The sequence below is a fragment of the Blastococcus deserti genome (assembly GCF_042682525.1).
Lineage (GTDB): Bacteria > Actinomycetota > Actinomycetes > Mycobacteriales > Geodermatophilaceae > Blastococcus_B > Blastococcus_B deserti.
In genome coordinates this window covers 105,491-130,605 of record NZ_JBHUHP010000008.1, presented here as the reverse complement: position 1 = coordinate 130,605, position 25,115 = coordinate 105,491, and the positions used below count along the sequence as shown (strand labels likewise).

Annotated in this window: 23 protein-coding genes; 13 read left to right on the top strand and 10 right to left on the bottom strand. The window is 72.1% G+C overall.

The window, feature by feature from the left end; genetic code table 11:
• The first annotated feature begins 302 nt into the window (after nucleotides 1-302).
• The 7 genes from ACFSHS_RS07830 (at nucleotide 303) to ACFSHS_RS07800 (ending at nucleotide 8,074) form a co-directional block, all read left to right on the top strand.
• Entirely contained in the window at nucleotides 303-1,223 is a 921-nt protein-coding gene (locus ACFSHS_RS07830) for a hypothetical protein (RefSeq protein ID WP_376873814.1), read from the top strand.
• The gene (locus ACFSHS_RS07825) at nucleotides 1,223-2,371 is read left to right on the top strand and encodes a hypothetical protein (protein ID WP_376873812.1); all 1,149 of its coding nucleotides are present in this window, start codon (nucleotides 1,223-1,225) and stop codon (nucleotides 2,369-2,371) included. Before ACFSHS_RS07830 ends, ACFSHS_RS07825 begins: the two co-directional genes overlap by 1 nt.
• Before the next feature lie 53 nt (nucleotides 2,372-2,424).
• A complete protein-coding gene (locus tag ACFSHS_RS07820; protein WP_376873810.1) occupies nucleotides 2,425-3,102 on the top strand; it encodes a hypothetical protein in 678 nt (225 codons plus the stop codon).
• A gap of 54 nt (nucleotides 3,103-3,156) precedes the next feature.
• Nucleotides 3,157-4,431, top strand: coding sequence for a chymotrypsin family serine protease (locus ACFSHS_RS07815; RefSeq protein WP_376873808.1), 1,275 nt, complete (start codon nucleotides 3,157-3,159; stop codon nucleotides 4,429-4,431).
• Nucleotides 4,432-4,516: 85 nt separating this feature from the next.
• Nucleotides 4,517-5,203 carry a hypothetical protein gene (locus ACFSHS_RS07810; RefSeq protein ID WP_376873806.1) on the top strand — a complete coding sequence of 229 codons (687 nt, stop codon included), beginning with the start codon at nucleotides 4,517-4,519 and terminating at the stop codon, nucleotides 5,201-5,203.
• 190 nt (nucleotides 5,204-5,393) lie between these two features.
• Entirely contained in the window at nucleotides 5,394-7,298 is a 1,905-nt protein-coding gene (locus tag ACFSHS_RS07805) for a YcaO-like family protein (protein WP_376873804.1), read from the top strand.
• 2 nt (nucleotides 7,299-7,300) lie between these two features.
• Entirely contained in the window at nucleotides 7,301-8,074 is a 774-nt protein-coding gene (locus ACFSHS_RS07800; protein WP_376873884.1) for a SagB/ThcOx family dehydrogenase, read from the top strand.
• 56 nt (nucleotides 8,075-8,130) lie between these two features.
• Here ACFSHS_RS07800 and ACFSHS_RS07795 read toward each other — a convergent pair whose 3' ends face one another.
• The 8 genes from ACFSHS_RS07795 to ACFSHS_RS07760 form a co-directional block, all read right to left on the bottom strand.
• The gene (locus ACFSHS_RS07795; RefSeq protein ID WP_376873802.1) at nucleotides 8,131-8,943 is read right to left on the bottom strand and encodes a DUF2182 domain-containing protein; all 813 of its coding nucleotides are present in this window, start codon (nucleotides 8,941-8,943) and stop codon (nucleotides 8,131-8,133) included.
• A 2-nt stretch (nucleotides 8,944-8,945) separates the two neighbouring features.
• Nucleotides 8,946-9,785: a DUF1326 domain-containing protein gene (locus tag ACFSHS_RS07790; protein ID WP_376873800.1), complete on the bottom strand. Its 840-nt coding sequence runs from the start codon at nucleotides 9,783-9,785 to the stop codon at nucleotides 8,946-8,948.
• A 76-nt stretch (nucleotides 9,786-9,861) separates the two neighbouring features.
• Nucleotides 9,862-10,791, bottom strand: a complete 930-nt coding sequence (locus ACFSHS_RS07785) for a tyrosinase family protein (RefSeq protein ID WP_376873797.1) — start codon at nucleotides 10,789-10,791, stop codon at nucleotides 9,862-9,864.
• Entirely contained in the window at nucleotides 10,788-11,171 is a 384-nt protein-coding gene (locus tag ACFSHS_RS07780; RefSeq protein WP_376873795.1) for a hypothetical protein, read from the bottom strand. Before ACFSHS_RS07780 ends, ACFSHS_RS07785 begins: the two co-directional genes overlap by 4 nt.
• A 705-nt stretch (nucleotides 11,172-11,876) precedes the next feature.
• On the bottom strand, nucleotides 11,877-12,383 hold the full coding sequence (locus ACFSHS_RS07775) for an ester cyclase (RefSeq protein ID WP_376873793.1): 507 nt from the start codon (nucleotides 12,381-12,383) through the stop codon (nucleotides 11,877-11,879).
• Nucleotides 12,380-14,074 (bottom strand): HD domain-containing phosphohydrolase, encoded by a 1,695-nt coding sequence (locus ACFSHS_RS07770; protein ID WP_376873791.1) that lies wholly within the window; start codon nucleotides 14,072-14,074, stop codon nucleotides 12,380-12,382. Before ACFSHS_RS07770 ends, ACFSHS_RS07775 begins: the two co-directional genes overlap by 4 nt.
• Before the next feature lie 357 nt (nucleotides 14,075-14,431).
• Nucleotides 14,432-15,256, bottom strand: coding sequence for an HpcH/HpaI aldolase family protein (locus ACFSHS_RS07765; protein WP_376873789.1), 825 nt, complete (start codon nucleotides 15,254-15,256; stop codon nucleotides 14,432-14,434).
• A complete protein-coding gene (locus tag ACFSHS_RS07760; protein WP_376873787.1) occupies nucleotides 15,253-16,443 on the bottom strand; it encodes a zinc-binding dehydrogenase in 1,191 nt (396 codons plus the stop codon). The genes ACFSHS_RS07765 and ACFSHS_RS07760 overlap by 4 nt, the downstream gene beginning before the upstream one ends.
• Nucleotides 16,444-16,785: 342 nt before the next feature.
• Here ACFSHS_RS07760 and ACFSHS_RS07755 point away from each other — a divergent pair, with 342 nt between their 5' ends.
• The 5 genes from ACFSHS_RS07755 to ACFSHS_RS07735 all read left to right on the top strand — a co-directional run bounded on the left by ACFSHS_RS07755 (nucleotide 16,786) and on the right by ACFSHS_RS07735 (nucleotide 21,924).
• Nucleotides 16,786-17,424 (top strand): IclR family transcriptional regulator, encoded by a 639-nt coding sequence (locus ACFSHS_RS07755; protein WP_376873785.1) that lies wholly within the window; start codon nucleotides 16,786-16,788, stop codon nucleotides 17,422-17,424.
• Nucleotides 17,425-17,612: 188 nt separating this feature from the next.
• Nucleotides 17,613-18,482 carry a patatin-like phospholipase family protein gene (locus ACFSHS_RS07750; protein ID WP_376873783.1) on the top strand — a complete coding sequence of 290 codons (870 nt, stop codon included), beginning with the start codon at nucleotides 17,613-17,615 and terminating at the stop codon, nucleotides 18,480-18,482.
• A gap of 19 nt (nucleotides 18,483-18,501) precedes the next feature.
• Complete coding sequence (locus ACFSHS_RS07745; RefSeq protein ID WP_376873781.1) at nucleotides 18,502-19,527, top strand: lysophospholipid acyltransferase family protein; 1,026 nt, start codon at nucleotides 18,502-18,504, stop codon at nucleotides 19,525-19,527.
• 123 nt (nucleotides 19,528-19,650) lie between these two features.
• Nucleotides 19,651-20,475 (top strand): sulfite exporter TauE/SafE family protein, encoded by an 825-nt coding sequence (locus ACFSHS_RS07740; protein WP_376873882.1) that lies wholly within the window; start codon nucleotides 19,651-19,653, stop codon nucleotides 20,473-20,475.
• A gap of 468 nt (nucleotides 20,476-20,943) precedes the next feature.
• Complete coding sequence (locus tag ACFSHS_RS07735) at nucleotides 20,944-21,924, top strand: zinc-dependent alcohol dehydrogenase (RefSeq protein ID WP_376873779.1); 981 nt, start codon at nucleotides 20,944-20,946, stop codon at nucleotides 21,922-21,924.
• Nucleotides 21,925-22,135: 211 nt separating this feature from the next.
• Here the strand turns inward: ACFSHS_RS07735 and ACFSHS_RS07730 are convergent, their stop codons facing one another.
• Together ACFSHS_RS07730 and ACFSHS_RS07725 are read right to left on the bottom strand one after the other, a co-directional pair.
• Nucleotides 22,136-23,353 carry an FAD-dependent oxidoreductase gene (locus ACFSHS_RS07730; protein WP_376873777.1) on the bottom strand — a complete coding sequence of 406 codons (1,218 nt, stop codon included), beginning with the start codon at nucleotides 23,351-23,353 and terminating at the stop codon, nucleotides 22,136-22,138.
• A 213-nt stretch (nucleotides 23,354-23,566) separates the two neighbouring features.
• Nucleotides 23,567-24,046 carry a hypothetical protein gene (locus tag ACFSHS_RS07725; protein ID WP_376873775.1) on the bottom strand — a complete coding sequence of 160 codons (480 nt, stop codon included), beginning with the start codon at nucleotides 24,044-24,046 and terminating at the stop codon, nucleotides 23,567-23,569.
• A 107-nt stretch (nucleotides 24,047-24,153) separates the two neighbouring features.
• Between ACFSHS_RS07725 and ACFSHS_RS07720 the strand changes: the two genes are divergently transcribed.
• Nucleotides 24,154-25,110: a ketopantoate reductase family protein gene (locus tag ACFSHS_RS07720; protein WP_376873773.1), complete on the top strand. Its 957-nt coding sequence runs from the start codon at nucleotides 24,154-24,156 to the stop codon at nucleotides 25,108-25,110.
• The last annotated feature ends 5 nt before the right edge of the window (nucleotides 25,111-25,115 follow it).

Genomic DNA, 25,115 nt, shown 5'->3' with positions numbered 1-25,115 from the left:
GCGGCTACTGGAAGCGGGCGTTCGCGACGGCGTGCGGCTGGTGACGACGCGTTGACGGAACAGTGACGTCCGATGGATTAGATCCGGGGAGTAGGAGCAGCACCCGCAGTCGGCCGTGATGGGAGTCGGCGGTGACCGCACAGACACAACGGCTGTCGGCGGCGCGGAGGCGAGCTGTGTGCGCGGACGGCCGGTTGTCCGCCCGACCTGCGTGCCCAGGAGCCGTCGGGCAGCAGCCCGCTGCCGCCGCCCCCGTGCTGCCGCGGCAGTCCGACGCGTCCCTGACGGGCCGGTGAGCCGTCATGGTGCAGCCCTTACCCCGGCCGGTGCGGGACGTGCTCGCCAAGCGCGTGTACCGCATGCACCTCTACTTGTTCGACGAGATCCGGGATCACTGGCCGAACTACGCGGAGGACGCCAAGGACAGGATCCGGGAACTCGGCTGGGAACCTCCGCGGCCGGCGGTCGACGAGAACGCGGTCGAGATGCCCACGAACGGCGCGGGGGAGGACTACCTCTATCTCCACTGCGAGCTCCTGTCCTTCGTGAACTACCTGCTCGCGAGGAACGGGGACCCGGCCTTCCCGCGGGTGGAGGGCTGGGTGAGCTTTCCCGGCCCGGGCGATCCCGAATATCCGATACCGCCGAGCTTCTACATCCCGCAGGGCCTCGCCGTCTCGAACTCGTTCATCCCGCGGGCCAAGTCCGACGACTTCTTCCACCGTCGGGTTCGCAGCTGGGAGCGCCAGTGTGCGACCCCGGCGTATCTCCGGAGGGTCACGCTCAGCGAGTTCGGGACCATGATCGAGGGCACGCTGCACGACACCGTGCGCTCGCGCTGGGCGTCCGTCCCGGGGTCATGGCGCCCTGACCCGCCGATTCCCGGGGAGCCCATCGCCGACGGGTGGGACGACCCGAACTACGACTACCTGCGTGACCCGTATTCGATGCACGTGAACCCCGTCTACTGGAAGTTCTACGGCTGGGTGCAGGACAGGATCGAGGACTGGAAGCTGACCAACGGGGTGTTCGGCCGGAACTTCTGGCGGAACACCTGGATCGGGAAGATCCCCGGTGATCGTCAACCCAGCGGCAGCTGTCCTGCCGGTCCGCGGGACGTCCCCCTGTTCGCACTCTTCGACGAGACCGACCTGGGTGAGCAGCACCTGGCCGAGATGGAGCAGGTCGTTGCGACGATTGCCGAGAGCGAGGCGGCCGGCTGATGACCGTTCCCGTGCCCCGAGAGGTCATCGAGCTGATGGCGAGCCGGGAGCACCGACTCCACCACTGGCTGTGGCACGAGGTCCGCAACAGCTGGTTGTCCTATCCCGACGACGTGCAGCAGAAGGTTCGTGACCTGGGCTGGGAACCGCCACGCCCCGCGCTCGACGAGCGACGCCGGCCGATCCTCGACAACGACGCAGGCGAGGACTTCCTGTTCATGCACCGGCAGATGCTCGTCGACGTGAGCAGGATGCTCGCGCGCATCCAGGACCCGCGCTATCCCCGCGTGCTGGTGTGGACGACACTGCCCCCGCCCGGCGATCCGGTGTTCCCCGTGCCACCCCCGTGGTTCGACCCCGAACGCGGTGACGAGGTCGACAGGCGCACGTTCTTCGAGACGATCCAGCGCCTGAAGTCCGACATCTTCTACGAGAAGCGGCTGGTGTCGTGGCAGCGCCTGTTCACCGATCCTGCGTTCCTGCGCGAGGTGACCCTGGGTGAACTCGGCACGCTCATCGAGCAGAGCATCCACGCCAGCATGCACAACCGCTGGTCGGCCGCCCCCGCCGGGTTCCGTCCCGATCCGGGGCCGGACCAGGGCCACACGATCGATCCCATCTGGGACGACCCGCGGTACGACCACCTCGCGGACACCTACGCGAGCCACGTCAACCCCGTGTTCTGGTCACTGCACGGGTGGGTCGACGACCGGGTCGAGGACTGGAAGGCGGCGAACGACGTCTACGGCAACTTCTTCTGGAAGGGCACGTGGGTCGGCAAGATGCCGCGGGTCGGGGAACCGCCGGAGCAGCCCCCCGAGGAGGCGCCGGCGCAGCAGCCCCCGGAGGAGGTGCCGGCCGACGACCTGGAGCTGCAGCCTGCCGCAGGGGGCCGGCCCGTGGCGCTGACGGAACACGGGCTCCGGCACGCACGCGGTTCTCGCGTCGCCGCGCACCGCGCCGTGGCGCGCACCCAGGTCCTCGGACGCGAGCACCCCCAGGCCGCTCCGCCGGGCGCCCACGCGCTCCTGGGGCATTCGCACCACGCACCGAGTGACCGGGACGAGATGGAAGAGCTGGTCAAGGTCATCGGCGAGTGCGGCATCTATTACCAGGGTTACAGCCGCGTCGTCACCGACATCCTCTAGTTGCGAATACGTCCGCACACGTCCATTGCCGGGTCGGAGGACAGGAGCGTCACATGGAACCAGTGGAGCCAGGAAAGGTGCAGGGACCGCTGATCGGTCGGTGGACCTACCGCAGTTTCGTCGGGAACCCGGACATCGACGCGGATTTCGGGAGCCTCGAGTTCGGCCGCGGAGAGCTCATCGTGGAATACCTGTGCCCGGGGACCTTCATCGGCCGCCTGATCTTCGACGACGCCTATCAGTTCCGGCTGCAGGGCGTGGCGACTCCGGGTGATCCTCCGACGCTCCGTTTCCGCGGCATCGGAGATGCGGACGACTCAGCGGGACAGATCTACGACTACTTCGGCTGCCTGATGCCGCTCTGGTCGTATCCGACCCGCAAGCGGCTCGTGATCGTGGGATCCACGGTGCGGGCGGTCGCGCACAACGGCCAGGCTGCCTTCGCCGGGCAGGCGGCCAGCTTCATCGCCATCAAGCGGGACGTCTACTGGGAGCCCCCGCCGACCCCTGGGCAGCAGCCCGCGCAGCAGCCGGCCCCGGCCCAGCCGACCGAGCCGACCGGACCGGCCGAGGGCGGGGAAGGCGCCGAGACGGGGACCGGGGATGCGGGCACCGCGCCTGCGGCGGAGGAGCCGGGGACGCCGACCGAGACCGAGGACACCGGCACCCCCGAGGGCGAGGAAGCCGGAGAAGGCGGCGGGGGGAAGTCCTCGAGGCGGAGGGCGCGATAGGCGGCAGCCCACTGACCCGTCGTCCCGGGGGGTCACACAGAACCGAGGTGCCTGATGGCGGAGATTCCCGCAGGGCTGAAGGCGGCCAAACGGGCCGTCGAGCAGGAGCTGCTGAACAAGCCGGGGGTCGTCGGGGTCGGCATCGGTTACAAGGAGGTCGGCGGCAAGCGGACCGACACCATGTCGATCCGGGTCTTCGTCGAGCAGAAACGGGATGTGCCGGACGAGGAACGGATTCCGCCCACGGTCCAGGACTACCCGACGGACGTGCTCGAGAGCCGGTACGAGCTTCACGACCGCGTGGTGTCCGACGAGGACATGGTGCCGTTGGACCGGCCCAGGCCGGGAGCGGAGGCGAAGAAGTACGACCCGGTGGTGGGCGGGATCAGCATCGGCCCCCAGCGACTGGTCGGGGGCGTCGCGTCGGTCGGCACGCTCGGTGCCGTCGTCGAGGACAGCGAGACCCACGAGCCCTTGTTGCTCAGCTGTTTCCACGTGCTGGCGGTCGACCGCAGCGGTGCCGAGGGGGACCCGATCGTCCAGCCGGGTCGACCCGACGGGGGTGCGGGGGACCGCTACGTCGTCGGCCGGCTCGTCCGCTCGGCACTGGGGGAGCGGGTCGACGCAGCGGTCGCGAGTACCACGCGGGCCGTGAAGGGCGAGATCGTCGGCATCGGACCGGTGCAGGGTGCCGGCACTGCGGAGATCGGCCAGACGGTCCGCAAGCAGGGGCGGTCGAGCGGTCTGCGCTACGGCGTGGTCGACACGGTCGAGCTGTCCGTGCAGATCCGGTACGGGGGCGGGATAGGCCTCATCACCCTCGATGACCAGATCAACGTCAAGCCGGACACCGATCGCAACGCGTCGTTCGGGAACCGTGGCGACTCGGGCGCGGCCCTCGTGGATGACGACAACAGGGTCGTCGGCCTGTACGTCGCCGGCGACCCGGCCAACGGCAACGGGATGGCCAGCCCCATCGCCGCGGTCCTGTCGGCGCTCAAGGTCGACATCTTCACGGGCAGCGCCCCTGCACCCGAGGCACCTGGAACACCCACGCCGGAGCCGCAACCCCCCGAGCCCGGACCCGGGCTCGGGCCCGCGCCACCCTGCGCGCCCTTCCGGCCTCCGCTCGTCCCGCCGCCGTCCCTCCCGCCGCCGTGCCTCCCACCGCCGTGCCTCCCACCGCCGTGCCTCCCACCGCCGTGCCTCCCACCGCCGTGCCTCCCACCGCCGTGCCTCCCACCGCCGTGCCTCCCACCGCCGTGCCTTCCGCCGCCGCCATGTCTGCCACCCCCGCCATGCGTGCCACCGCCGTGCCTACCCACCTGACGCAGCCGTCCGCGCCCCGGCCCAGCAGCACCCGTTCGACGCACTGTTCGAGAGCAGGAACGCACCACTCACCAGGAGGAAGCTCGTGACCCAGCCGAACGCCGTGCAGTCACCTGCCCGGTCCACGTATCCGTATCCGGTGGAGCCGTTTGCGCGGTCGACCTATCCGTATCCGGTGGAGCCGTTTGCGCGGTCGACCTATCCGTATCCGGTGGAGCCGTTTGCGCGGTCGACCTATCCGTATCCGGTGGAGCCGTTCGCGCGGTCGACCTATCCGTATCCGGTGGAGCCGTTTGCGCGATCCACCTATCCGTATCCGGTGGAGCCGTTTGCGCGGTCGACCTATCCGTATCCGGTGGAGCCCTTCGCGCGATCCACCTATCCGTATCCGGTGGAGCCCTTCGCGCGGTCCACCTATCCGTATCCGGTGGAGCCCTTCGCGCGGTCCACCTATCCGTATCCGGTGGAGCCCTTCGCGCGGTCCACCTACCCGTATCCGGTGGAGCCGTTCGCGCGGTCCACGTATCCGTATCCGGTGGAGCCGTTCGCGCGCATCAGCTACCCGTATCCGGTCGAGCCCTTCGCCCGGTCGACCTATCCGTATCCCGTGGAGCCCTTCGCGCGCATCAGCTACCCGTATCCGGTCGAGCCGTTCGCCCGGGCCACCTACCCGTATCCGGTCGAGCCGTTCGCCCGGGCCACCTACCCGTATCCGGTGGAGGCGTTCGGGTCCGACTACGCGTACCCGCCCCTGTTCGGCCCCTGGTGCTAGGAACCGCCGTCGAGCCGGCACAGGATGCCGTGGGGGAGCCTGCGCCCGAGGTCGGTCACCGGCGGCCTCGACCCGACGACCGAGGGGACCTCGCGCCCGACGTCCCCCCGGTCGCCGGCGCCCTCCGGGTCGCCGGCCAGGGACGTTCGCCGGAGGCGGCATGACGCCGGCGAGTGATCAGGTGGGACCCGTGGCGCTCGTCGGGGACGGTCTCGTCGCCCGCGCGGCACTGCACGCGCTCGCGCAGGGCGGGGTGACCGACACCTACGTCATCGACTGGGCTCAGGCCTCCCGCCTGGCGGAAGGCGCCCCGGCCGCTTCCCGGATGCCACGGCGACCGTGGCCGTTCGGCGCCGACGGATCGCCCGTACCGCGGTTGTGCATCATGTGCGCGGACGTCGTCGACCGCCAGCTGGCGCTCGAGCTGAACGCGCGCTGCCTCGAACACCGGATCACCTTCGTCCCCGGTCTGGTGATGAGCGACGTCGGCCAGGTCGGCCCGGTCGCCGCCGCGGGGCGGACTCCGTGCCTGCGGTGCGTCGATCTGCGCATCCAGGTCGCCACCGGACGTCCGTGCCTGGCCCCCTACGGGCCACCCGCCCCGCTCGTCGCGGCGCTGGTGGGGCGGGAGCTGGCCGCCAGGGTGCTCACGCTGGCATCGGGGGACGACCCGGATCCCCGCCTGGTGCATCTCTGGGCTGACGGCTCCGTCGCCCACCACCGCGTCCTGCGCACGTGGCACTGTCCCGACTGCGGGAACCTCGGTCCCCCGCCGGGATTCCTCCGGCCCGGCGCCCTCCAGTCGGACGACGGCCGCTCCGCCCCGTCGCGGATCCTCGATCTCGAGCCGGAGCTCGTCGATCCGGTCACCGGCCCCATCCGGTCGCTGGAGCTCCTCGAACCCGAAGCGGACGATCCGCCGTTCCGGCACTGGGTCGCTTCGCTGGCCGACCCGGGTTGGGCGCAGGTCGGCATTCCGGCGATTCCCTGCGGCGGCACCAGCCTCGATGACGCCGCCGCGCGCAGCGCTGCCCTCGGTGAGGCGGTCGAACGCGCGTCGGCGTGCCAGCCCGCGCCGGTCGACCTACCGATCGGGCCGTACCGCGAGGTGATGGCCGACGCCGTCAACCCGGCCTCCTGGGAACTCCACGACGCGGCTACCCGTGACCTGCCCGGGTTTCCTCATACCGACGTCCGGCCGGAGGACGACGTGAGCTGGGCATGGGGGTGGTCGCTCGGGCGGGGACGGCCGGCGCTGGTGCCCGCGTCCCGCGTCTTCGTGCCGTTCCACCCGCGGACGGCGGCCGACCACGACGGCTATCCGGCGCTGAGCGGCTTCGCGGCGGGGACGAGCCTGCTGACCGCCACCGTGGCCGCTCTGCTGGAGGTCATCGAGCGGGACGCGTTCATGATCGCCTGGAGGAACCGCCTCACCCTTCCCCGGCTCGACCTGGACCGGGAGTCGCCCGACGGCGTCGGCGCGTGCGTGGCCGCGTTCGAGGAGCGGGACATCGAGGTCCGCTGCTTCCAGCTGACCATGGACGTGCGCGTGCCCACCGTCCTCGCCGTGGCGCGACGGTCACGTCCCGACGACCCGGCCGTCGTGGTCGCGACCGCGGCCGCCCTCGATCCGGCCACCGCGTGTCGGCACGCCCTGGCCGAACTGGCCGCCAACCGTCTGCACGTCCGGTCCGCGATGAGAGCATCAGCGGCCGACGGCAGCGGCAACGGCCGTATCTACGGCCACCCCGACATGGCGGCACATCTGGACTTCTGGTGGAACGCGGACAGCAGGATCCCCCTCCGCAGCGGTGGCCGGCCGCTGTCCCCGGAGGCCGCGCTGCGCCGCATCCTCGCTGCGACGTCCGCGGCGGGTCTGGAGTCCGTGGCCGTGGAGATCACCCCTCCCGAGCTGCGTCGCCTGGGCCTCGCCGTCGTCAAGGCCCTCGTGCCCGGCACGTACCCGCTCACCCTCGACGGCCGTTGGCCTCACCTCGGGGGCGCCCGCCTGCGTACCGCGCCGGTGAAGGCCGGCCTGCGGGATGCGCCGCTCCCCGCGGCGTCGCTCAATCGCCTACCCCATCCGTTCCCGTGACGATGTCGCCGCGGCAGCCGTCACTCGCCCGGTGGTTCCACGCCGCCACGAGCTACCCGCCCGCTCGGGATCCGCGCCGCGTGGGGCTCCGCCATGCCGCCGCAGGCACCGTCCTGGCGCTTCCGCGGCCACGGCTGCTGGCGTGCCCGCTCGAGGAGGCGATCGCCGGACGGGCGTCCTGCCGCAGATTCGCCGCGGAGCCGCTGGTCCTTGCCGACTTGTCCACGCTCCTCTCCGCCGCCTACGGATGCCGTGGGCAGGTGTCGGTGGGAGGTTTCGGCTTCCAGGCGCGCCCCGTGCCGTCCGCCGGCGCGATCTATCCGCTGGACATCCACGTCATCGCGTTGTCGGTGACCGGTGTCGCGCCGGGGATCTACCGCTATCTCCCGGCTCGGCACGCGCTCGAAGGTGGGCCGGCCCCTCTGTCCCGGGACTTCCTGTCCGATCTCTTCCTCGGGCAGCACCACGCCGCCGCGGCGGGTGTCCTGGCGGTCGTCACCGCGAGGCTGGACGCCACCCTGGCCCGCTACGGCGACCGCGGCTACCGGTACGTCCTGCTGGAGGCCGGGCACGTCGTGCAGAACCTCGACCTGGTCGCCAGCGCCCTCGGGCTGGCCTGCCTGGATCTGGGCGGCTTCCTCGACCGGATGCTCGACGAGACGCTCCGGCTCACCCACGAGGTCTCCTTGTACGGAGCCGCTGTCGGGCATCCGAGCACCGAGGACGGCGGCGACGTCCGGGCGATGCCCCGGGTGGTGCCGGCGGAGGACCTCTGAGCCGACCGTCCCGGAACGGCGGCGCCGGGCGGGGAACGGTATCGCTGCCGCTCGCGTCAAGTACCCAGCACGGGGACGGCGAGCAGACCTGCCCCCGCGACGAGCGCGGCGACGCCGATGGGGCGGACGAGGCTCGTGCCGAACGGTGTCATGCGCTCGGCGGTCATGAGGACCGTGAGCGGCACCATCGTGACCAGGTGCGCGGTGCCACCGGCGAAGCAGACGAGCATCAGCGCCCAGCAGCACCCCACGCAGGAGGCGCCGTACGCCGCGCCGACGGTGGCGGACTCGATCGCCGGATGCCGCTCGCCGTGCCAGTGCGCGACCGCGAAGCTCCGGGGGCTCCGGCAGGCGACGAGGCATCTGCTCTTGAGCGGCGAGAGCTGGAAGGCTCCCGCGAGGAGGAGGACCGCACCGACGAGCACCGGCGCGGCCGGGCGCCACGCCCCTCCGGTCAGTGCGGTCAGCACCGCGTCGCCGCTCACCAGCAGGAGCCCGAGCAGCATCCAGACGGCGAGGAACGACGCCCCGCCGGACAGCACCAGTACCCGGCGGCCGCGGTGCCTCGCCACGAGCCGCTGCAGCATCCGCAACAGGGGCAGCGCAGGCGGCAGCATCATCGCCACCACCATCAGGAACCAGCCGATCAGCCCGGCCGACGTCCCCGCTCCGGTGCCGCTGGACGGCGCGTCCCCGTGGACGTGGCTCGCCGCCGCGTGGCCGTCATGGCCAGGGGCGCCGACGTGGTCGGACCACAGGACGAGCAGGAGCCACGCTGCCGCGGCGGCCATGAGGACCGCGGGCAGGAGGAAGTCCCGATCGGGTCGGCGCAGCCCGCGTCCCGCGGTCGTGGCGGCACTGCGGGGCACGCTCACGCGGTACCCGCGTCCCCGCGACCCTGACGGGGGTAGGAGAAGGCGCCGGACATGGCCGACCGGTCCCTGGCGTCGACGAGGCCGCCGGGGAGAGCCGGCAGGAGTACGCGGAAGCGTGTCGCGGTCAGGGCCGTCACCGGGCCGACCGCGGCCAGTTCCTTGTGCAGCGCGGTGTTGGACAGCGTCATGGGGATGCGCTGTTCCGTGCCCGGGTCGTCGACCCCGCGCCCTCCCACGACGGGGGCGTCGTCGGAGGCGTCCCCCTGGTCGAAGGCCAGCAGGTCGCCGCCTCCCTCGAAGACGGGGCCGGGCGCGTGCTGCGCGCCGTAGCCGTCCGGGGCCAGCTCGACGCGGATCGACCAGGCCTTCCCGCCGGCGGCCGCCCGGTCGTCGTAGGTCACCTCGACGTGCGCCGGCAGGACGTCGAGGACGGTTCCCGTCACCGACGCCAGGTCCGCCAGCGGGCCGCCCGCCGGTTCGCTGAAGGCCTTCCTCAGGTAGCCGTAGGCGGTGTCCCGGTCACCGGCCACGTCGTCGACGTCGATGAAGAAGACGGAGTTCCGCTCCCCCTCGGGATGGTGGCGGTGACCGTGGTGCGTCGAGATGCTGACCACCCGGGCGTTGCTGACGTCGACGGGCTGGTCGCCGGTGTCCCCCTCGAGCCGTCCCGACTCCACCCGCCAGGCGAACACGCCGGTGCAGTGGTTCTCGTCGGGATCGTCGTCGGCCCAGCAGGGACACAGGGACTTGCAGTCGCAGGTCTCGATGAACTGGCCGGAGAGCGTCCCGGAGAGGCGGCTCGGCGCGGCGCTGGAAGTGGCGCTGGTGTCCGACATCCGTCGTTCCTTTCACGATGGCCGCGGCAGCGGCTGGTCCCGTGGGCAGGCCGGGAGCCGTTCCTCCGCGCCGTCGTCAGGGGAGGACGTCGTAGGTGTAGAGGTCGGACACGTCGAGCACGTCGGCGGGCGTGACGTCCCCCTGGGTCAGGATCGAGTACATCGGGTCGCCGATGCGGTGCCCGCTGAGATGCTCGCCCTCGTCCTGCGACGGCTCGTAGACCCGCCCCTGGCTGACCTGCCACGACTCCCAGATCCGGTCGACGTTGCAGTGGTTGAGGTAGAACGCCGGGTCGTTCGGGGAGGTCGCGATGCCCATGTCGCCCCCGATCCAGACGTGCACGCGGTTGTGCATCTGGATGGGTGGCTCCCAGCCCTCCAGGCGGTTGCGCAGGCCGTCCACGCTGCTGTCCCACGGGTCCTGGTCGTAGGACTTCTGCTCGTCGAGCAGTGTCCGCACCTGATCCGACGTGGGGAGGTCCGGTGCGAGCCGGCTGAGCCCGAGTGCGCGGCGCAGGGGCCGGTTCGTGGTGCGGAGCCCGGCCAGGCGGTCGGATTCGATCCGGACGGCGAACTGCCCGGCACGGAACGGGCCGTCGGTCACCGGGGAACCACTGCCTCCGATACCGGTGTCCGACCACAGGGGGGAGTTCTCGTCCTCCCCGGCGGCCGACCAGTCCCAGTACGGCAACCCGAAGTCCTCGTCGTCGAGGACGCGCTGCATCTGCAGTTCGATCAGCACCAGCATCAGCCGGTGCCAGGGAAGGAAGACCGGCCCGTTGTGGGCACTGTTGCGGTCGAACTGGTCGGGTGGCGTCATCCGCATCATCGCCAGGTGGTGCCAGAGGACGAAGAGGTCGTAGGTGGACACCGGAGCGGGCGGCCCGGACAGGCCGAAGTCCTCGGTCGTCGGCCCCAGGTTCTCGGCCTTGAGCGCGAGCACCGCCTCGACGTACTGGTCCAGCCTCCCGTCGGGTGCGAGGACGTTCCCGCGGATCGCGGTCATGGCTGCGTCTCCACTCCGTGGTGGGGGCCGTCGGGGGGTGTCGGTGCGGTGCCGTCGCCGGAGAAGTCGTCCGGGAACGTGTCGATCGCGCTCGTCACCAGCTCCATGACCGACGGGAAGTTCCGCGTCGGCAGGCCGTGGTAGTGGACGAGGCCGGCGTTGTTGACGCTGGGCTGGACATCGAACGGCCGGCCGTCGACGGTGATCGAGTAGCTGGTCCGCACCACGATCTCGTGGCCGCGGTGGGTCAAGGTGCGCACCGACTCGCGGGCTGCGGGGTGGTGCTCGGTGCCCGCGTGGCCCAGTTCGTCCCCGTGGTCCCTCAGCGCGGCCAGGAGAGCGTCCGGGGAGGAGTAGGTGCGTAGTTCGTTGGTGTCCATCAGCCGCCCTCTGTCGGGTGTCGGATCGGGATCGGCGTCAGGTGCTGGTGGGCCGGACGCCGACGTGGTGGTGGGCCCGCTGACATCCCGGTGACCTGGGTGGTCCGGGAGGAACCGGGGGCAGTGGGGAGCCGACGTCGGGCGGACAGAAGGTCCTGGCGGCTGCCTGGCCCAGCTCGCGGAGGCGCACCCGGTGCGGCGGGGGAGTCGTGCCGGTCACCAAGGGTCGCCTTTCCGGAATGGCCCGAGGGCGTCACGGCGCTGTTCGTGCTCCCCGGCGACCATTCCGAGGAGACCAGGGACCGAGGTGTTCGCGGCTCTCCGTGGAGGGCTGCAGGGCGCGGTCCGTTCTCGTGCGGTGCATCGTGCTGTCCGGAGGGCACCTCTCCCGGCGGACGAGGACGAGGATCTCGTGCCGACCGTCACCGTTCCGTCACGGGCACGTCACGACCTCACGCGGCGCGAGGGCCGCGCGCCGGATGTTGCACAGCTGGGCACCGGCCTGACGCTGGGCTGTCCGAGCGAGCGGTGGAACGGCGGCCGGGCGGATGGCGACGCCCTGGGCGCGTGGGCCACCTCAGCGAGGCGCCTCGCAGCGGTGCGCCGGACCGGCCGCTCGCAGAAGCGGATGGACCCCCATCGGCGGGGACGCCGTGGGGGTTCCTGCCGGTGCCCGAGGGGCGACTCGGTACATGCGCACGCGGCTCAGGCCGTTGCCGTCCCACCCGTCCGAGGCTGGAGCGCTGAGGCGTCCGGCGGAGCGTCCATTGCCGCCTGGAGCTGACCGAGGAGGGCGGACCGGTCGACCAGTCCCCAGTGCTCGGTGATGCGTCCGTCGGCGATCCGCACGACGTCCATCACCGTGAAGCGAACCGACGTGCCGGTGGCGGGGATGCCGAGGAACTCCCCGGTGTGCCGACCACGGAAGATCTTGTGCGTCATCACATGCTCGTCGTCGGCCACCTGGTGGAGCACGTCGACGGAGAAGCCGTCGAATGCCGAGCGGAGCGCGTCGAAGACAGCCTTCACCCCCTCCGGTCCACGTGGCGCCCCGGGGAACATGGGCGTGTGATCGACGAAGTCGGGGGAGACGGTCTCGTACAGGACCTGCTCGTCGCCGCCCAGCTGGTAGTCCCGGATGAACCGGGTCATCACCGCCTGGCCGGTCGTGCCCACAGCCCTTGCCGTGCTCGGCTTGCTGGTCGTGCTCACAGTGCTTTCCTCCTCGCTCCGGTCGACCGGCTCCCGGTCGTCCGAAACGAGGATCGCGGGGGCACGATGCGCCCGGCATCGGCAGAACTACGCATCTCCGACGCCACGGGTTGCAGCAGGCCGTGCTCCATGGCGAACAAGGCGGCGGCTGCCCGGCTCGTGACGCCGATCCGCGCGTACACGTCCTGCACGTGGTGTTCCGCGGTCCGGGGCGAGATCACCAGTCGGTCGGCGATGGCCCGGTTCGAGAGCCCCTGGGCCATCAGCCGCAGCACGTCGACCTGCCGCCGCGTCAGTCCGGCCGGGGGAGTGGCGCGACCACCCGTCGTACCTTCGGCAGCCGACACGACGGCTCGGACGGCGTCCGGATCCAGTCGCCCGTCCCGTGCCTCGCCTCCGAGGATCGCCCTGGCCTGAGCCGGCGTCTGCGCCGGACGCTGAGGGCGGTCGGACACCAACGCGGCGTAGCGGTCAGCCACCGCGATGACCCGGGCGGGGACGGACAGCTGTGCTCCGGGGATCCCCCGGTGGTAGCCGCCCCCGTCGAGCCGCTCATGGTGAGCGCCGGCCAGCCTTGCGACGGCGGCCAGCCCGGCGCTGCGCGCGAGGATCTGTTCGCTGTGGTAGGCGTGGAGCCGGACCTGCTGCCAGGCATCGCTGCCGAGGGGGCCTGCGTGCTCCCAGACGCCGGTGGCCACGGCGACGCGGCCGATGTCGTGGACGAGCCCGGCCCGACCGGCCAGGACCACGGCCTCAGTGGGCTGACCCAGCCGACAGCAGGCCTCGGCTGCGAGCCTGGAGACGGTGGCGCTGTGACCGTGGAAGTACGGCGACTTCAGGTCGACGGCTTCCCCGAACACGCGAAGCGCGTCATCGAGAGCGGAGTCGTCCGTGACCCGGCGGTGCGGCTCCGGCTCCGTGGCGAGCAGCCGGTCGGACACGTCTCCGGCGTTCGTCCGGGCGAGGAGTTCGTCGGCCCGGACCATGAAGGCCTCCACCACCTCCGGGTCCAGGTACCTGCCGGACCGTCGGGCGAGGGCCTGCCGCGCAGCGTCCGGGCCGCCGATCCCGTCGAAGAAGACCGCGAATCCGGCCACATTGACGAGTCGGGACACCGGCGAGATGTCGTCACCGCGTAGTCCCCGGGGACCGCCGCCACCGTTCCACCACTCGAAGTTGTCGAGAAGTGCGAGTCGTGTGGCCTCCGGCAGGCTCAGGCGCCGCGCGACCAGCGCCGCGGTCTCGCAGTTCGCCGTCCGATAGCCCACCGTCATCCGCCGGCTGTGCAGCAGCGCCGAACGGACCGTTCGCAGCCGTTGCCCCGGCGGCGCGTCGCTGGTGATGCGGGGCAGGTAGCCCAGGACGACCTCGCGTGGCCGGCTGAAGTCCGTCGCCAGCGCCGCCCGCTTGACCGACTGCTCGTCCTCGAAGAGGGACGTGACCTCGTGCGAGTAGGCGGTGCAACCGATGTGCTGCAGCAGCGCGGCGTAGAAGACGGCGCTGATGTCACGCTCGGGCCACCGGAGGTGGTGGGCCAGGTCCACGGCGACCAGCGCTGCGCGGACGGACGAGCCGATCGGCAGTGCCATGCCGAGGTCGGCGACGCCGGACAACGCCACCAGCAGATCGGCCAGGCGGATACGCGGCGGCTGCCGGCCCGCCGTTCGGCCACCCGTCCGGGGCTCGGGCATGCCGACATTCTGGCGGTGTTCCCGACCGTCCGACAGCAGCGGACGCCGGGCTGGACGTGCCGGCCGCCATGACCGGACCCGGCGAGACACGAGGTGCCGGCCCTCGCGACCAGGACGCGACGCCGCGGAACGGGAGGCGGGTGCGCTGCCCGTTCCGCGGCGCAGGCCGCACGACCTCAGCGGCGGGGCAGCACCGGGACCCCGTCGAACCGCCGGGGGATGCCCGGGTGCGGCCTCGGCGCACAGCGGGCGCACCTCCTCAGGCGTGGTCTCCTGGGCGACCTCGACGCCCTCGGCGGTGCGGGGTCGCGGGGGACAGGGTGACCGGCGGCGTCGCCGGTCCGGCGACGGACGTGCTCATTGCTCGCTTCTTCGGTTCTCGGGGTGGTCGGTCAGGGCGGATCGGGTCTCGCGGAGTTGCTGGGAGAAGGCCCGGGCCAGCACGGCGGCGTCGAGGGAGACCATGAGCAGGCGCGCGCCCAGGGCGGCGTAGCGGGCGGCCTCCGCGGCGTCGGCGCAGAGGATGCCGACGTGCCGGCCGGCGGCCAGGCCGGCGTCGAGGATCCGGCGGACGGCGGCCTCGTGGACGTCGCTGCCCACGGCGACCCCCAGGCTGGAGGCGAGGTCGACCGGCCCGGCGAAGATGACGTCCACGCCGTCGACGGCGGCGATCTCCTCGACGTTGTCCAGGCCGGTCCGGGTTTCCACCATGAGCACGAGCAGGAGCGAGTCGTTCGCCCGGCTGCGGTAGTCCGCGAGCTCGAGCCCGTAGGCGGCGGCGCGACCGCCACCGAGCCCCCGGGCGCCCAGCGGGGGGAACCGGACGGCGGCGACCGCGGACCGTGCCTGGGCAGCGGTCTCGACACGGGGCACGACGACCCCCGCCGCGCCCGTGTCGAGGCTGCGGCTCAGGACCGCGCCGACCTCGGGGACGCGGATGACGACGGTGCCGCCGACGGACTGGGCCGCCCGGACGTGGTGCTCCAGGGACGCCATGTCGAAGGCGGCGTGCTCGGCGTCCAGGCAGACCACCTCCGCACCGGCGAACACGAGGGTCTCGGTCACCGCCGGGCCCGGCATGACCTGGAAGGTGCCGAGGACCGGGCCGCGGGCCAGGGCGCTCGTCAGGTCCGACGCCGTGGGCCGGGCCGTGCCGATGTCGTCGCCGTATCCGGCGCTCACCGGGCTGCCGTGGCGGAGGTCGTGCCGCCCGCCCCGGGCAGCAGGACCGGCTTGAGCGTCCGGCCCTCGCGCATGTCCTCGAGCGCCCGGTTGGCCTCGTCCAGGGGGTAGTGCGTGATCAGCGACGGCAGGTCGAACAGCTCCGACAGCGCCGGCACCGCACGGACGTACTCGAGCTGGTCTGCGGCCGAGAACGCCCAGCTGCCGAGCATCCGGAGCTGCTTCTTGGTGATGTAGTGCGGGTTGATCATGGTGGGGCCGTGGTCGGTGTACTGGCCGACGACGAGGTAGGTCGCACCCCGGCGGGCGAAGTCGATGCCTTCGGCCACCGCGCTGGGGACGCCGGTCGCCTCGATGACGAAGTCGGCCCCTCGCCCGCCCTCGGTCTCCGCGAGGACCTGGGCCAGGCGCTCCTGCGGCTCCGTGCCGAACACGTCGATGTGCACGTCGCCGATGCCCAGGCGGCGGGCGGTCTCCAGTCGGCTCTCCGGCCCACCCACGAGGATGATCCGCGCGGCGCCGGCGAGCTTGGCCAGCATCGCGGAGGCCAGGCCCACCGGGCCGCTGCCCTGCACGACCACGACGTCGCCTTCCTTGGGGGAGGCCATGGTGTGCAGCGCGTGCGTGGCGGTCGGACCGGCGCAGCCGAGGGCGATCACGGCGTCCGGCGTCGCGCCGGCGGGCAGCTTGACGACCGTCGAGCCCGGCTGGAGGTAGATCTGCTCCGCCCAGCCGCCGGACAGGTGCGGCCACACGCCGGAGCTCTGGTTGATCCCGTACACCTTGCGCGTCTCGCAGAGGGAGGGCTGCTTCTCCTGGGCGCAGAAGAAGCACGTGCCGCACGGGATGTTGGACATCCAGGAGATGGCGTCGCCCGGCTGCAGGGGCTGGCCGAGCGCGTCGACCGTGACGCCGGCGCCCAGCTCGCGCACCACGCCGACGGACTCGTGGCCGAGGATGACCGGCAAGGGGATCTGCATGCGGCCCTGCTGGAGGTGCATGTCCGTGCCGCAGACTCCCGCATGGGTCACGTCCGCGACGATCGCGCCCGCCTCCGGAGCCACGGGCTCGTAGCGGACCGCTTCCAGGGCTGCTCCGAACCTCGAGAGCTGCATGGCGTTGACGTGCTCCGCGGGCCCGGGTCCGGGGTCCAGCGGTGAGCGTGCTGACGTGGGCGAGGTGGTCACCGGTGTCCGTTCCGTGGTGAGTCTGAACCGGACGGAATCTACGGCTCGGGAGCCTTGTCCGATATCTCAGACGCTGTACGAGCTGTCAGACAGAAGGCTAGGTGGCGCCGGTCACTGCGCAACGTGGCCCCCGCCACACCGTCCCGGGTCGGGCGTCCGGCTGGTTGATATTTCGGACGACTGTCCGAAATATCAGAAGGGGTCGGGATGCGGGCCACATCGCCGGCGCTGCGCCGCGGGTTGGACATCCTGGAGCTGTTCCTCGACCCCGCGACCGAGGAGTTGCGCGTCCCCGAGATCGTGCACCGGCTGTAGCTGCCACGGGCCAGCGTCCATGAGCTCGTGGGCACCCTCGTCGACCGTGGCTACTTGGCCGAGCACCCGCGCCGGCCCAACACGTACGTCCTCGGCGTCCGGGCCTTCAAGCTGGGAAGCTCCTACGAACGCAGTCTTGACCTCGTCCGCGAGGGGACCCGTGTGGCCAGTGACGTCGTGGCCGGCTGCAACGAGACGGTGCAGATGACGATCCTCGACCGCACCGACGTGGTCTTCATCGCCAAGGTCGACAGCACGGCGCCGGTGCGACTGGTCTCCGACGTGGGCCGCCGCTTGCCCGCCCACTGCACCGCAGGCGGCAAGGCGCTCCTGGCTGCGCTGGACGACGGGGCGCTGACCGCCCGGTACCCCGCGGACGGCCGGCTGCCCACGCTGACGCCCTCGAGCATCGAATCCCCCGACCGGCTGAGGACGCAGCTGGCGCAGGTGCATTCTCAGGGGTGGGCCTTCGAGTACTGCGAGTCCAACGACGACGCGTTCTGCGTGGCCGCCCCCGTCCACGACCGGACGGGCGCAGCGGTCGCGGCCATGAGCATCTCCGTCCCATCGGTCCGCTGGAGCGCCGAGCGCGAGGAGCTGCTCGCGGCGCAGGTGGTCACGTCCGCCAGGGACGTCTCGACCGCTCTGGGTCACGTGCCGCGCTGAAGCCCGGATCGCGAGCCGTCCCGATCGTGAGGCCAGGGGAGCCCATGGCCGCACGAGCCACGGGATCCATGCCGGTGTCCGAGGGCGACACGGCGCGCCCGCCACGCTCGTCGCGCGTGCCCGGATCATCTGCACGCAACGGACGACGTCGAGCCGGCCGATCGCGCCCCGGATGGCACGATGCGGGCATGGCCTCGCCGCGGGTGCCCGCCGGCCGAGGCGGCACGGCATTCGTCCTCGGTGGCGGGGGAGTGCTCGGCGCGGCCGAGGTCGGGATGTTGCGAGCGCTCTTCGAGCACGGGGTCCACCCGGATCTGGTCGTGGGTACGTCGGTGGGCGCGATCAACGGCGCGCTCGTCGCGGCCGACCCGGGTCCGAGCGCGGTGGACCGGCTGCGCGCTGTGTGGGAGGAGTTGGCCTCGCAGCAGGTCTTCGCCGGGTCCGTGCTCGGCCGGATGAGCACCTTGGTGCGGACCCGCACGCACCTGCACCGTGCCGAGCCGCTGCGGCAGCTGCTCGAGGCGCACCTGCCGGTGAAGACCTTCGCGGAACTGCGGATCCCGTTCCAGTGTGTCGCAGCCAGCATCGAACGGGCCGCCGAGCACTGGTTCAGCGACGGTGCCCTGGTGGATGCCGTGCTCGCCTCCTGCGCGGTCCCGGGGTTGCTCCCGCCGGTGCAGCTCGCGGGCGAGCACTACCTGGACGGGGGGCTGGTGCACAGCATCCCCGTGGGCCGGGCGGTCGCCCTGGGAGCGGGCACCATCTACGTGCTGCACGTCGGTCGGATCGACCGTCCACTTCGCCCGCCGACCCGGCCCTGGGAAGTGGCCACGGTGGCCTTCGAGATCGCCCGCCGCCACCGGTTCGCCGGTGACCTGGCCGCGCTCCCCCCGGGTGTCACGGTGCACGTGCTGCCTTCGGGGGACACGGCACCGCTCTCCACCGCCAACCTGCGCTACCGCGACTTCTCCGGCGTCGCCGCCCGCATCGACCGGGCCCACGCCGCGGCCGGCGACCACCTGGACAGGGTCCGGGCGCCGACGGACGGGGGGGCCTGAGGTGCTGCCACCTCGCCGCGTGCGCCGGGTCACCGGTCCCCTGCTCGTCGGTGCCCTGGTGGCTGTGGTAGCCCTGCTGCCCGTGCTGGTGGTGGTGGCGGTGGTCGTCTCGGTCTTCGTGCCGGGGCGGTGGCGCGCGCTGCGGCTGCTGTGCTTCGCGCTGGTCTATCTCGCGCTGGAGGTGGTCGGCCTCCTGGTTGCGGCGCTGCTGTGGGCGCTCAGCGGGTTCGGCCGCCGGCTGGAGAGCCCTCCGTTCCGGAAGGCCCACTACGCCGTGCTGCGTCGGCTCCTGGACGCACTGATGCGGGCGGCGCAGCGGCTGTTCGGGCTGCGGCTGGTCACCGACGGGACGTCCTGGTCTCCGCTCGATGACGGAGTGCCCGGCTCGACGAATGCCATGGTGGTGCTCTCCCGCCACGCCGGGCCGGGCGACTCGTTCCTGCTCGTGCACACGCTCATGAACCGCGACCACCTGCGTCAGCCGCGGATCGTGCTCAAGGACGTGCTGCAGCTGGACCCGTTGATGGACGTCTACCTCAACCGGCTGCCCAACCATTTCGTCGCGGCCGATCCGGTGGCGGGCTACAGCTCCACGGCAGCCATCGCCGAACTGGCCCGCGACCTGGGCGAGGAGGACGCACTGCTGATCTTCCCCGAGGGCGCGAACTTCACCCCCCGGCGCCGGATCCGGGCCATCCAGCGACTGCGCGACCGAGGGCTGGTCTCCGCGGTCCGCCGAGCCGAAGCGATGCAGCACGTCCTGCCACCGCGTCCAGCCGGGGTCATCGCGGCGCTGCGGGCAGCCCCGCAGGCCGACGTCGTCTTCGTCGCACACACCGGGCTGGAACACCTGAGCACGGTGGGGGACCTGTGGCGGAACCTGCCGATGGACAAGACCCTGCACCTGCGCTGGTGGTTCGTCCCCGCCGCCGACGTGCCGCGCGGGGAGGCGGAGCAGACCGACTGGCTCTACCACTGGTGGCAGACCGTCGACGACTGGATCGACACGACACGGCAGCAGGAATCCAGGAAGGTGTCGAACTAGTCAGCTCTCGGCCGCGGACGGCCGCCAGCCGACGTGCAGACCCTGTGGCCGTCTGCTCATGGGATGACAGCGCCAGACGGAGCGGCCCGGGGACGGGCCGAGAGCCAGGAGGTCGTGACCGGGATGACGGACGCCCTCTCGGCCAACCTGCTTCCCGACGGACTGACCCCTGAGGTGCTCGTCCTCGTCCTGGTCGCTGCGCTGGCCGCGGGGTGGATCGACGCGGTCGTCGGTGGCGGCGGTCTCCTGCAGCTGCCCGCCCTGCTCCTCGTCCCCGGGATGAGCCCGGTCCAGGCCCTGGCGACGAACAAGCTGGCCTCGGTCTTCGGCACCACGACCAGCGCCGTCACCTACTACCGCCGCGTCCATCCCGATCTGCGGACCGCCCTCCCCATGGCTGCGGCGGCGCTGATCAGCAGCTTCGCGGGGGCCTCTGTCGCAGCGGCCCTACCGGCAACCGTGTTCAAACCGGTCATCGTCGTCGCGCTGATCGCCATCGCCGCGTTCACCGTGCTGCGTCCGTCGCTGGGGGAGGTGACCGCGTTGCGCCACAGCGGGCGGCGCCACCACGGCGTCGCCGGAGCGGTGGGGGCCGGCATCGGCTTCTACGACGGCATCCTGGGCCCGGGAACCGGCTCTTTCCTCGTCTTCGCCATGGTGTCGATGCTGGGCTACGACTTCCTCAACGCCAGCGCCAAGGCCAAGATCGTCAACGTCGCCACCAACCTGGGGGCACTGTTCTTCTTCGTCCCCTACGGCGCGGTCTTCTGCGGGCTGGGGTTGATCCTGGGCGCCGCCAACATGCTCGGCGGTTATCTGGGCTCGCGGACGGCGACCTCCCGAGGCAGCCGCTTCATCCGGGTCGTCTTCCTCGTCGTCGTCACGGCGCTGATGGGCCGGGTCGGCTGGGACGTGTGGACGGAGAACCTCCGCCCCCTCCTGGGATGACGACCGCAGCTCCCGCCGTAGCCCGCGTCGAGGTGACCTCGACGCCGAGGGAGGCGGACCCCAGGAGGGACCGCGCGGATCAGCGCCACCCGCACCCGAAGTCGCCGCCGCCTGCGTCCGCCCCTGGCCCAGCAGACCTGCCCGTGCGCCCTTTCGGCCGCCGCCTGCTGCACACCCCGCGCCCACCGCCGGGTGGACCACCAGGCCGTGGTCGTCCCCACCGGCTGAGCGGCCGGTGGCGGTCCCACGGGAGTCCGTCCTGCCGGGTATCCGATGTCTCGCGGGCGGTATGCGACACGCATCGCGACGTCGCCGCGACGGGTCACGACCGCGTGCCCCGGTTCCGCGGTCCTAGCCTCCGGGCCAGGCATGCGACGGGCAGCGGAGGTGCGCGTGCAGACAAGGGAGCGCATGCGTGCGGCTCGCTTCCACGGTCCGGGTCAGCCGCTGCGGCTCGAGGAGGTCCCCGTGCCGCGGCCGGCGGACGACGAGGCGCTCATCCGGGTGGCCGCGACGGGGGTGTGCGGATCCGACGTGCACATCGCGGTCGAGGGCATCACTCCCACAGGCGCCCTGCCGATCACCCTCGGCCACGAGATCGCGGGAACTGTCGCGGCGCTCGGCTCCGCCGTCAGCGGCTGGACGGAGGGCGACCGGGTGTGTGCGTCCGCGCTGGTGAGCGACCTGACGTGCGCCACCTGCCTGGCCGGGCACAGCGAGATCTGCCTCAACCGGCGCCTGGTCGGCATCCACGTCGACGGTGGGCTGGCCGAGTACGTCGCGGTACCGGCGCGCAACCTGGTGCGCCTGGCTGACGACGTCCCGTTTCCCGTGGCCGCCGTCATCACCGATGCCGTGTCCACCCCCTTCCACGCGCTGGTCGACGTGGCTCGGCTGACCCCCGGCGAGTCCGTCGTCGTCGTCGGGACCGGCGGGTTGGGCCTGCACGCAGTACAGATCGCCGCGGTCCTCGGCGCCTCCCCGGTCATCGCCGTCGACGTCCGGACCTCGCAGCTGGACCGGGCCCGGGGTGTCGGGGCCGACGTGACGGTGGACGCCCGGGAGACCGCGGTCCCGGGCGCCGTCCTGGCGGCCACGGGCGGCGCGGGCGTCGACGTCGCCGCCGAGTTCGTCGGCCGGCAGGAGACCATCGCGCAGGCAGTGGAGTGCTTGCGGCCCGGCGGCCGCGCGGTCGTCGCAGGACTCGGCGCCGACCCGATCACGGTGCTCCCCCCGACTCTCTTCGTCCGGAGGCAGCTGCAGCTGCTGGGTTCCTACGGATTCGGCCTGCCGACGATCGGGCGGGTGTTGCGGCTCGTCGGCTCCGGTCGCTTGGACGTCAGCGGCTCCATCACCCACCAGTTCCCGCTCGAGCAGGCGGACGACGCACTGCGGACTCTCCACGAACGAACCGGGGACCCGCAGAGGGTGGTCGTGACCGTCGACTGACGGGCTGCCAGGAATCGGGGGACCGGGTGTGGCGGGACGCCGGCATCCGGTGCGGCCGCACGCCACCGCGGAGGTTCGGGCAGGCCGCTCCCGCAGGTGGCACCGGCTCGGCTGCCCAGCGGCACGTGCCCCGGAGCGAGGCCTGCGGGCTCGCGAGCCCCGACCCGACACGTCCGTGCCCACATCGCCGCTGTTCGACGGTTGGACGGGATCAGCCGACCGGCGCAGCTGGGGCGGTGCGCACGTGTTCGGGCCGGAGGCCCATCCCGATGAACCGGCCGGTCAGGTGTCGCAGCGCGGGCAGCCGGCGGATGACGCGGACCGGGAGCGGATCCGGCCGGTCCGCACCGGTCGATCCTGACCGTGGGTAGAGGTGGCCGACCACCCTGATCTGGAACGCCTGGGTCACGCGCGTTGCCAGTTCCCTCCGCCGCTGGACGGCCCGCAGCTGATCGGTCGTCGGACGGCCCGCGCGGAAGGCGGGTGCCAGGACGTTGGCGGCGGCGACGGCGTCCTGGATGGCGAGGTTGATGCCGACGCCTCCCGCGGGGGACATGGCGTGCGCCGCGTCCCCGATGCACAGCAGGCCCGGGCGGTACCACCTGCGCAGACGGTCCACCCGCACGCTGAGCAGCTTGACCTGTTCCCAGTCCGTGACCGTCTCGAGCCGATCGGCGAACGTCGGCACCACTGCGGCGACCGCCGCGCGGAATGCCGGCAGTCCGCGCTCCTGCACCCGATCGAGGCCTTGGTGCGGGATGACATAGGCGAGCTGCCAGTAGGTGCCCCGGTTGATGGAGACGAGAACGCTGTCGTGTTCGCTCCGGAAGAACGGAACCTCTTCGTCGGTCGCCCTGGGCAGCCGGAACCAGAGGACGTCGATCGGTGGTGACGTCCCGACCACTTCGAGTCCCGCGCGCTCACGGACGACGGAATCGCGCCCGTCCGCGGCGAGGACGAGGTCGGCGCCAACCTCGAGCGGTCCGTCCGCCGTCTCAGCTCGGACGCCGGCGATCCGCCCGGCGTCGAGGAGCAGGTCGGTGACCTGGGCCCGACGGATCAGGCGGAAGGACGGAAAAGCCTTCGCCTGGTCGTGGAGGAAGTCGAGGAAATCCCACTGAGGCACGAAGGCGATGAATCCGTACGGCCGCAGCCGGGTGAAGTCGGCGATGGTCACCGGTCCCGACGGCGTCTCCATGGAGACCCGCGGCATCCGGGTGTGCGGCAGGGCGAGGAACTGCTCCGCGATCCCCAGCTCCGCGAGCACCCGTAGCGTCGCCGGGTGGATCGTGTCGCCACGGAAGTCGCGGAAGAAGTCCTCGTGCTTCTCCAGCACCGTCACGTCCACGCCTGCGCGGGCGAGCAGGAGGCCGGCCATCATTCCCGCCGGCCCACCGCCGACCACGCAGCACGTCGTCTCCATGCGCATGGGTCACCTTGGCGCTGTCCGGGCCTCCGGTCCACCGGTTGAGGCCCGGCAGTGGCCGACTTCGTGGGGCGGGGGCGTCTCCGAGGGCGTGCGGACCATGAACGCCGCCCTCGCGCCCACCGTCCACGGCGCGAGCCCCGGCACGGGCTCCCACGCCGTCGGCCGCGGCGCCGCACCAGGTGTTCCGCGCACGGATCGTCCTGCCCTCGTACGTCAGTGCGTGTCCGATGGCGTCGGGAGGAGCCAGAGCCCGCCCTCCAACGCCCCGTACAGCAGCGCCGGGCCGGTGTGCGGCAGTCGCTTGCCGGCGGCTGCCCGTGCCTGCCCGCGGCGGAACGCCCACCGTTCGGCGACGACCACCCAGCCGACCGACCCGGCGAGCACGGCGCCCACGAACCCGAGGACGACGACCTTGCCCCGGGCAGGCAACGATCCGAAGGCCTCCGAGGGAGGGGTCTCGCCGTCGAGCCCGCCGTCGAGCCCGCCGTCGAGCCGTGGCCGCTCGCGTGCGGTGGCCCACGCCGCCCGCAATTCCGGAACGGATGCCGCGACGGAGACAGCCACGAGCCCTGCCTTCGTCCAGCCTCGAGCCCTGCGCGAGGGGATGAAGTCCGGCGTGGCGTAGTACATGACGGTCGCCGCTCCGGTGGCCAGGGCCGCCACGGCCCGTGACCGGGATGGCTTGGTGATCATGCGGGAATCCTGCCGTGCGGCCCCGGAGGAAGAGGGGCCGCACGTCGGGGCGGGGCCGTTCGACGCTGGTCTGGTCGATGCCGGCAGGCGCGGTCTAGGGTCGGCCGATGGACCCGGAGCGCTCATCCACGTCCATGCCGGACACGGCCGGGCTCCGCGTGGCCGTCCTGGGCCCGGGTGGCGTCGGTGGCCTGCTGGCCGGGTTGCTGGCCCGTGGCGGCGCCGATGTCACCTGTCTCGCGGGTCGCGAGACCGCCTCCCTCCTGGACGAGCAGGGAGTGGCGGTCAGGAGCGCTCTCTTCGGTGACTTCGTGGCCGCCGTGCACGCCGCGGAACGCCTCACCGAGCCGGTGGACGTCTGCCTCGTCACGGTCAAGGCGACGCAGCTCGAGGCCGCGGTCGCGCGGCTGCCTGCCGACGTGCTCGGCGACGCGCTGCTCGTGCCGCTGCTGAACGGCGTCGAACACATGACGCTGCTTCGTGAGCGGTACCCGCGGGCTGCCGTCATCGCCGGGGCCATTCGGGTCGAGTCGACGCGGGTGGCGCCGGGGGAGATCCGTCATGACAGCCCGTTCGTCGCCGTGGAGCTGGCCCCACCGGCCGAGCTCTCCCCGCGCGGAGAGGGACTCGCCGCCGTCCTGCGGCACCTCGGCCTGCAGGTGTCGGTCACGCACGACGAGGCTGCCGCCTTGTGGGGCAAGCTCGCCTTCCTCGCGCCGTTCGCGCTGCTCAGCACCCACGAGGCGGCGCCACTCGGGGTGGTGCGAGACAGGCGCCGAGCCGAGTTGGCGGCCGTCGTCGCCGAGGTGTCGGCCGTCGCACGCGCCGAGGGAGTGTCGATCGACGACCGCGGCCTCATCGACGTGTTCGATCGGTTGCCGCCGACCATGCAGTCGTCCATGCAGCGCGACGCCGCCGCCGGCCGGCCGACGGAGCTGGAGGCGATCGGTGGTGCCGTCCTCCGTCGTGCAGCGCGGCACGGCATCGCACTACCGGTCACCGAGCGCCTCGTCGGGGAGCTTCGAGCACGTCAGTCCGCGGACGTCCGGTCCGCTCCCCGGTGATCGGT

Coding starts and splice junctions, on each gene's coding strand:
- ACFSHS_RS07830 (WP_376873814.1), top strand. CDS start 303: ATGGTGCAGCCCTTACCCCGGCCGGTGCGGGACGTGCTCGCCAAGCGC.
- ACFSHS_RS07825 (WP_376873812.1), top strand. CDS start 1,223: ATGACCGTTCCCGTGCCCCGAGAGGTCATCGAGCTGATGGCGAGCCGG.
- ACFSHS_RS07820 (WP_376873810.1), top strand. CDS start 2,425: ATGGAACCAGTGGAGCCAGGAAAGGTGCAGGGACCGCTGATCGGTCGG.
- ACFSHS_RS07815 (WP_376873808.1), top strand. CDS start 3,157: ATGGCGGAGATTCCCGCAGGGCTGAAGGCGGCCAAACGGGCCGTCGAG.
- ACFSHS_RS07800 (WP_376873884.1), top strand. CDS start 7,301: ATGTCGCCGCGGCAGCCGTCACTCGCCCGGTGGTTCCACGCCGCCACG.
- ACFSHS_RS07790 (WP_376873800.1), bottom strand. CDS start 9,785: ATGTCGGACACCAGCGCCACTTCCAGCGCCGCGCCGAGCCGCCTCTCC.
- ACFSHS_RS07785 (WP_376873797.1), bottom strand. CDS start 10,791: ATGACCGCGATCCGCGGGAACGTCCTCGCACCCGACGGGAGGCTGGAC.
- ACFSHS_RS07780 (WP_376873795.1), bottom strand. CDS start 11,171: ATGGACACCAACGAACTACGCACCTACTCCTCCCCGGACGCTCTCCTG.
- ACFSHS_RS07770 (WP_376873791.1), bottom strand. CDS start 14,074: ATGCCCGAGCCCCGGACGGGTGGCCGAACGGCGGGCCGGCAGCCGCCG.
- ACFSHS_RS07750 (WP_376873783.1), top strand. CDS start 17,613: ATGGCCTCGCCGCGGGTGCCCGCCGGCCGAGGCGGCACGGCATTCGTC.
- ACFSHS_RS07740 (WP_376873882.1), top strand. CDS start 19,651: ATGACGGACGCCCTCTCGGCCAACCTGCTTCCCGACGGACTGACCCCT.
- ACFSHS_RS07730 (WP_376873777.1), bottom strand. CDS start 23,353: ATGCGCATGGAGACGACGTGCTGCGTGGTCGGCGGTGGGCCGGCGGGA.
- ACFSHS_RS07725 (WP_376873775.1), bottom strand. CDS start 24,046: ATGATCACCAAGCCATCCCGGTCACGGGCCGTGGCGGCCCTGGCCACC.
- ACFSHS_RS07720 (WP_376873773.1), top strand. CDS start 24,154: ATGGACCCGGAGCGCTCATCCACGTCCATGCCGGACACGGCCGGGCTC.